This is a genomic window from uncultured Streptomyces sp., from assembly GCF_947488945.1.
GTDB lineage: Bacteria > Actinomycetota > Actinomycetes > Streptomycetales > Streptomycetaceae > Streptomyces.
On the sequence record NZ_CANLBS010000048.1, the window covers coordinates 1 to 6,942 of the forward strand.

The 6,942-nt window shown below is 72.2% G+C and carries 6 protein-coding genes; 2 read left to right on the forward strand and 4 right to left on the reverse strand.

Features of this window, described 5'->3' with window-relative positions:
• Window positions 1-290: 290 nt before the first annotated feature.
• The 4 genes from Q0994_RS33640 to Q0994_RS33655 form a co-directional block, all read right to left on the reverse strand.
• Entirely contained in the window at window positions 291-563 is a 273-nt protein-coding gene (locus Q0994_RS33640; protein WP_299542484.1) for a hypothetical protein, read from the reverse strand.
• Complete coding sequence (locus Q0994_RS33645) at window positions 560-988, reverse strand: hypothetical protein (protein WP_299542486.1); 429 nt, start codon at window positions 986-988, stop codon at window positions 560-562. The genes Q0994_RS33640 and Q0994_RS33645 overlap by 4 nt, the downstream gene beginning before the upstream one ends.
• A 99-nt stretch (window positions 989-1,087) precedes the next feature.
• Window positions 1,088-1,774 (reverse strand): response regulator transcription factor, encoded by a 687-nt coding sequence (locus Q0994_RS33650; protein WP_299542488.1) that lies wholly within the window; start codon window positions 1,772-1,774, stop codon window positions 1,088-1,090.
• 42 nt (window positions 1,775-1,816) lie between these two features.
• Window positions 1,817-3,049 (reverse strand): sensor histidine kinase, encoded by a 1,233-nt coding sequence (locus tag Q0994_RS33655; protein WP_299542490.1) that lies wholly within the window; start codon window positions 3,047-3,049, stop codon window positions 1,817-1,819.
• A 271-nt stretch (window positions 3,050-3,320) separates the two neighbouring features.
• Between Q0994_RS33655 and Q0994_RS33660 the strand changes: the two genes are divergently transcribed.
• Together Q0994_RS33660 and Q0994_RS33665 are read left to right on the forward strand one after the other, a co-directional pair.
• The gene (locus Q0994_RS33660; protein ID WP_299542492.1) at window positions 3,321-4,100 is read left to right on the forward strand and encodes an ABC transporter ATP-binding protein; all 780 of its coding nucleotides are present in this window, start codon (window positions 3,321-3,323) and stop codon (window positions 4,098-4,100) included.
• Entirely contained in the window at window positions 4,100-6,676 is a 2,577-nt protein-coding gene (locus Q0994_RS33665) for an ABC transporter permease (RefSeq protein ID WP_299542494.1), read from the forward strand. Before Q0994_RS33660 ends, Q0994_RS33665 begins: the two co-directional genes overlap by 1 nt.
• Window positions 6,677-6,942: the final 266 nt, after the last annotated feature.

Sequence of the window (6,942 nt, forward strand, 5' to 3'; positions counted from 1 at the left end):
CGTCAGATCCCCCCGGCCCATGACCCAACCAACGAGCGACCGGTCGGAAAGTCACATGATCCGCCGGACACGTCCTAAGACTGGCGGCGCGGCGGCGGGCGTCGGAGACATCGCCATGGCTATTGGCCCACGAGCCACAACTGCTCTTCCTGGACGAGCCCACCACCGGGCTCGACCCGCACAGCCGCGCCCACGTCCGGGACGAAAAGCTGGCAGCGGCCGGGACCACCGCCGCCTACGACGAGGAACCGCGGGCCTCGCACGCGCAGGCCGGAGAGGCTCGGGAGGGCTCAGCCACGGGGGCCGGACAGGAGAGACAGGACGTCGGCGGCCGGGGTCGTCGCGGCGATGTTCGCCACCTGAGGAGACGACCGCGTCCACTCCCTGGAGCAGCAGTGCCATAGGGGCGAAACCGGTTCGTGGACGCCGCCGCCACCGATGTGCAGGGTCGCGTCCGAGGCCGAGGGTGGAAGGACGGCCACCACGTGCACGTCGTGCTCGGCGAGCGAGGCGACGATCCGGTCGAGCGCGTCGGCGTCGTCAAGGGGCGTGCCCGGCGTCACGAGGATGCGGGGCAGGTGCTCACGGCCGGGAAGGACGGGGCCCGCCAGTGGGTTCCGGGCCCGGCTTCGTGGGCCTGAGGCCGGATGGTGACGCGGTCCGGTGACGGGTCCCGGCCATCGCGCTGGCGGCAGTCGGGCCATGGGTCGACCGTCGCCGACGGCCGGGCCCGCACGATACCCCGCTCCGCCGCGCGTGCGGCGGCCGTCACCTGCAGGACCTCGGCCGAGGCAGGGCCCAGGGCGATCCCCACACCGTGGGAGAGCCGCTGCACGCCCGCCCCGGAAGCCGCCAACGGGCCGAGGAAGTCCGCGGTCTCCGCGATCACCAGGTCGGGAGCGAAGTCGCGGGCCGCCGCCAGGGCGTCGTCCGCTCCGAGGTCGACGCGGGTTCCGCCGAAGAGCTCGCCCGCGGTGGCCGGGCTCATGCCGGTGGCGGCGTTCTTCCCGGTACGAGCCCCCGGCCGCTGCTCGCCTCCGCTCGGATCCGCCCACCGGCGGCCACGGCCTGTCCGGCGCCCGGAGCGTCAACGGGGGCCCGGCGTGGGCGCCGAGCGTGGTGTCACCAGTCCGCAGTCGTAGGCCATGACGACTGCCTGCACGCGGTCGCGCAGCTGGAATTTCTCCAGGATGTGGGCGACATGGGACTTCACCGTCGTCTCACCGATGCCCAGTTCCCGGCCGACCTCCGCGTTCGACAGGCCGCGCGCCAGCGCGCGCAGCACGTCCAGCTCGCGGGCCGTGAGCGCGTCGAGCCGCGGCGGCACGGCGGGCGCGGTCTCCGAGGGCATACCGGCGAACCGGTCCAGCAGTCGGCGGGTGACGCGAGGAGCGAGCACGGCGTCGCCCGTGGCAACCGTCCGGATCGCCTCCACCAAGGAGTCGGCGGGGCCGTCCTTCACCAGGAAGCCGCCGGCTCCCGACCGAAGCGCGTCCACGACGTGGGCGTCCAGGTCGAAGGTGGTGAGGATGATGACGCGGCTGGCCGGAACGCTGTGGGTGATCAGCCGGGTGGCTTCCACACCGTCCATGTTCGGCATTCTGATGTCCATGAGGACGACATCGGGCGTGAGCCGCTCGGTCTCGGCCACGGCCTCCCGGCCGTCGGACGCCTCCCCGACGACATCGATGTCCCCCTCTGCTTCGAGGATGAGCCGGAAGCCCGTCCGGATCATGGGCTGGTCGTCGGCCAGCAGAACGCTGATACGCCGCATACGGTTCGGTTCCCTTGTCGTGTGCTGGTGGTCGGAACGGCTTCAGGAAGGCTTCAGGACGGCATGGACGCAGAAGCCGCCGCCGGGCCGGTCGCCGGTGTGCAGGGTGCCGCCCACGGCGGCGATCCGTTCCCGCATGCCGACCAGCCCGTGCCCGGTGCCGTCGGCGGGCGCCACGGGGGTCCGCCCGGCGACCGCGTCCGGTCCGTCGTCGCAGACCCGGATGGTGAGGCGTTCCGGCCCGTCCTCCCAGATGAGTTGTACGCGGGTCCGCGTCGGACCGGCGTGCTTCATCGTATTGGTCAGCGCTTCCTGGACGATGCGGTAGGCCGTCAGATGGGTTCCGGCGGGCAGGGGGAGCGGCGTGCCGAGCACGCTGTAGTCGACGTCCAGGCCCGTGTCCCGTACGGAGTCGATCAGCGAGGGAAGGCCGTCCACGGTCGGTTGCGGCGGTTCCTTGGAAGGGTCGGTCCCGGTCTCCTCGTCGGTCCGCAATACGTCCAGGAGCCGGCGCAACTCCGTGACGGTGTCCCGGCCGGTCTGTTCGACCGTGGCGTGCAGTTCGTGGGCCTTCTCCGGGTCACGGTCCTGGACCCGGTCGGCGGCGATGGTCTGCACGACCATGAGGCTCACGTTGTGGGCGACGATGTCGTGCAGCTCCCGGGCGATGCGTGCCCGCTCGTGCATCACCGCCGCGCGGGCGTTGGCAGCGTGTTCGCGTTCGAGCGCCGCCGCGCGTTCCACGGCCTCGTCCCTGATAGCGGCACGCGCCTTCGTGAGGCGGCCCAGGGCCCAGGCCGCCAGCAGGGTGACGGCCTGGGTCAGGAAGGTGGTGAGCCGGTACCCCGCCGGTGCGATGAGCCCCTCCGCCAGGGAGTGGAGGGGGATGAATATCCCTGCAACGGCGGTGGTGATCCAGGGTTCGCGGCGTACGGCCGTGAGGAACACGGCCGTGGCGACAGCCAGATACGTCGGCCCGATCGAGGTGCCCTCGGGTCCCGAGAGGTGGGGGACGTACCTCAGCGCCTGCATCGTGCTCGCGGCCGCGGCCGTCACCAGCAGGGTGCCGAGGGGCAGGCGGCGGTGCACCGTCATGGGCAGCGCGACCAGCAGGATGAGGATGAACCAGCAGGTGTCCGGTGCCCGCAGGTCCTGGCTGTCCGGGGGGATCACCGAGGGCAGCGCGAGACATACTCCCGCGGCCAGGAGAGCCAGCGCGGTGTCCGTCAACGCGGCCGGTACGCCGCGCCCTGCCAGGGAGCCTGTCGCCTTCATCATTTAATTTTAAAGGGAAATTTTGACCGTACCGCCGTCCGGAGGGCGGACCCGCCCGTCGTTCCTCCTCCCTGGAGGCCCCTCCTCAAGGAGGAGGAGAGGCAGGGTCCTTCTCTGGCGGTGGCCGGGTCCGCTCGTCCTGTCGGCGGAGCCCTCGGCCGGCCTCCTCCGGCAGGCGGAGGGCAGGATTCGGCGCGACGGCGGAGGAGGTGGCGCCTCGTGGCGGATGGACTTGAGACATCACCCGCCCCACCACCCGACGAGGCCCTTCATGTTCGAAGCACGCCGCCGGAAGACACCGGCCGACACCCACGCCACCCCCACAAGCGCCACACGCCTGACCCGGGTGACCAAGCGCTACGGCGACGGCGAGTCCGCGGCCATCGCCCTCGACCAGGTGAGTCTCGCCATCCCCGCCGCCACGTTCACCGCCGTCATGGGGCCGTCCGGCTCGGGCAAGAGCACCTTCCTGCAGTGTGCCGCCGGCCTCGACCGCCCCACCTCCGGTGTCGTGCAGCTCAACGGCCATAACCTCGCCGAACTCAGCGAGAGCGAGCTCACCGAGTACCGCAGGACCCGTATCGGCTTCGTCTTCCAGGCCTTCAACCTCCTGCCGTCCCTCACCGTGGAGCAGAACATCACCCTGCCCCTGAGACTGGCCGGTGCCACCGTCGACAGCGCCTCGCTCGACAGCGTCGCGGCCGCTGTCGGACTGACCGGCCTGCTGCGCCGCCGGCCCGCCGAACTCTCAGGGGGACAACAGCAGCGAGCGGCCATCGCCCGCGCTCTGATCACCCGGCCGGAAGTCGTCTTCGCCGACGAACCCACCGGTGCCCTCGATCCCGACACCGCTCTGGAGATCCTCCAACTGCTCCGGCAGGCGGTCACCGACCTGCACCAGACCGTGGTGATGGTCACCCATGACCCGGTTGCGGCCCAGCACACCGACCGGGTCGTCTTCCTGGAAGCCGGACGCGTGGCGCACCAGGTGGACCGGCCCTCCGCGGACCAGGTCAAGCGTGTGATGTCCGAGCTGCGGAGGGTCCGCTGATGCTGCGCCTCGCCCTCGCGACGCTCCGTGCCCGCAAGGGCCCCTTCACCGCGACCTTCGTTGCCCTCCTCCTGGGTGCGGCGGTGATCAGCGCCTGTGGAGTTCTCCTGGAGTCCGGACTGCGCTCCGCTCCGCTTCCCGAACGCTACGAGAACGCACCGCTGATCGTCGCCGGGCGCCAGCACGCGGAAGTCGACGTGAGATCCGCCGACGGGTCCACCTACCGCAGTTCCCAGCCGCTGCCCGAACGCCTCGTACTGCCGGCGGGCCTCGCCGACGACCTCGCCGCGGTCGACGGTGTCGCATCCGTGGTGCCCGACCGGGGCGCGACCGTCCGGCTGCTGGCCGACGGCCGGGCGGTGACGGGCCACAACGGCGCATCACCGCAGCTGCACAACTGGGACAGCCGCACACTGGGCGGCTTCCGTCTCGTCACGGGCCACCAGCCGCGCGGCGCACACGAGGTCGTGCTGGACACCGACCTCGCCGCCCGCAGCGGACTGTGGACCGGCTCCTCCGTACGGCTCATGACGACGGCGGCTCCCGTCACCTTCGAGGTGGCCGGCTTGGTCGCGCTCGACGGTGGCCGAACCCCCCGGCAGTCCGTGCTGTTCGCCGCCGACGCCGTGCTCGACCGGATGACCCCCGACGCCGCACGCGGCGTGCACGCCTTCGGTGTGCGGACCACGCCGGGCACCGCGCCGTCCGCGGTGGCCTCGGACATCGAGCACGCCCTGGAGCGGGAGCGGTCCGTCACCGTGTACACGGGCGGTGACCGTGGCAGGGCCGAGTTCACCGACATCGCCGTCGGCGCCGCGCACGTGGTCGAACTCGCCACCGGTATCGGGGGAAACGTGCTGCTGGTGGCCGTGTTCGTGCTGTGCGCCACGACGTCGCTCGCCGTACGCCATCGCCGTCGCGAGCTTGCGCTGCTGCGGGCCATCGGCACCACACCCCGTCAGCTGCACAAGATGATCGCCGCCGAGTCAGCGGTGGCAGGCCTGGTGGCGGGGGTGCTCGGGTGCCCGCTGGGGGTCGGCGCCGTGCAGTGGCTCAGTGCGCAGTTCGCGGGACGGGGCGTCGTCCCGCCGGATTTCCGGCCGGTGATCGGCCCGCTCCCGTTCCTGGCCGCCGTCGCCACGACCGTGCTGACCGCCGTGGTGGCGGCCTTCGTCGCGGGCCGCAGGGCCGCCCGCGTCCGCCCCGGCGAAGCCCTGGGAGAGGCGGCGTCCGATCCCTCTCGACTCGGCCGGGGGCGTGTCGTCACCGGGGGTCTGCTGCTCGCACTGGCCGCGGCGGTGTGCGGCCTCGGCCTGGGATACCGGGCCGACTTCCTGACTCTCGTGGGGCTGGCCAATTCCCTGGTCCTGATGCTCGCCGTCGCCGCCGCCGTGCTCGGACCGTGGCTCACCCGCACGGCGGTCGGGCTCCTCGCGCCGTTGCTGCGTCGGACGGGCGTCACCGGATGGCTGGCCGCGGCCAACATGCGCAGCGCGGCGGTTCGGACGGCGGGCGCCGTCACACCGCTCGTCCTGGCCGTCTCCTTCGCCGCGACAGTGGCGTTCACCCAGACCACGCAGCTGCGCCAGTCGGCCGACGAGGTGCGCTCCGGCACGGTCGCCGACCACGTGCTGACCGCCCCGTCCGGAGTCTCGCCGCAACTGGCTCGCAGGGCGGCGGAGTTGCCCGGGGTGGCCGCCGCGACAGGTGTGGTGCGTTCCAAGGTCGTCGGGGTGGGCTCGCTGCTCGGGGAGGAGGAGGCCGTGTCACTGAACGCCCAGGGCGTCCAACCGAAGGCGCTGGCGGACACGCTCGACCTGGACGAACGGGACGGTGACCTGTCCGCCCTGACGCGGGACACGGTGGCTCTCAGCACGACCGCGGCCTTGTGGCTGGGGCTGGACGTCGGCGACCGGGCCCACCTGTACCTGGGGGACGGCACGGCCTTCGACGGCAAGGTGATCGCCGTGTACGGCCGGGGTTTCGGCTTCGCCGACCTCACCTTCGACCACGACCTGCTGCTCTCCCACACCACGGATGCCGTCGACCAGTCCGTCCTGGTCCGGTCGGCCCCCGGCTCCGTCGGCACGGAGCGGCAGCTCTCGACGCTGGCGCGTGACTACCCGGGAACCGCGCTGAGCGGCGCCCTGGCGGCCGATGCCCAGGTCGAGGAGCAGCGGGCAACCGCCTGGGTCAACTACCTGGTGGTCGGCCTGATCATCGCCTATACGGCCATCACGATCGTGAACACCCTGGCCATGAACACCGCAGCCCGCAAAAGGGAGTTCGCCCTGCTGAGGATGGTAGGCACGGACCGCTCCCAGGTGCTGGCCATGATGCGACTCGAGAGCCTGACGGTGGTCACCGTCGGCACCGTGGTGGGCGCGGTCCTGGCTCTGCCTCCGCTGATGTTGGTCGCGACCGCCCTGACCGGCACCCCCGTGCCGTCCGCCCCCGTGCTGGGCTGGCTGGCCATCCTGGGCTCCACGGCCGTACTGGCGGTGGCCGGGGCCATGCTGCCCGCCCGGCTGATGCTGCGGACGCGGCCGGTGGACGCGATCGGCACAAAGGAGTAGGGGCGCCGGAGCAGCAGGGCCCTGCCCCGGCATCCGGGCGGCCTGCACGGCGGCGGCCGCACTCACGGCCGCCGCGCCCGGGTCATCACCACGTCGAGGGCTCACCGGGAAGAAGGGGAGCGCGGTGGGCCGGGCGTCGTGATGGAGCCGCGCCCCGAGCGCGGGGCGCGGCTCCGTCGTACGCGGCGTCCCCGTTATCTTTTTCGCGGTCCTGCAATGGGGCCGCTGGCCTCCGGGCCCGGCATGACTGTTGCCCCCTGTCGATG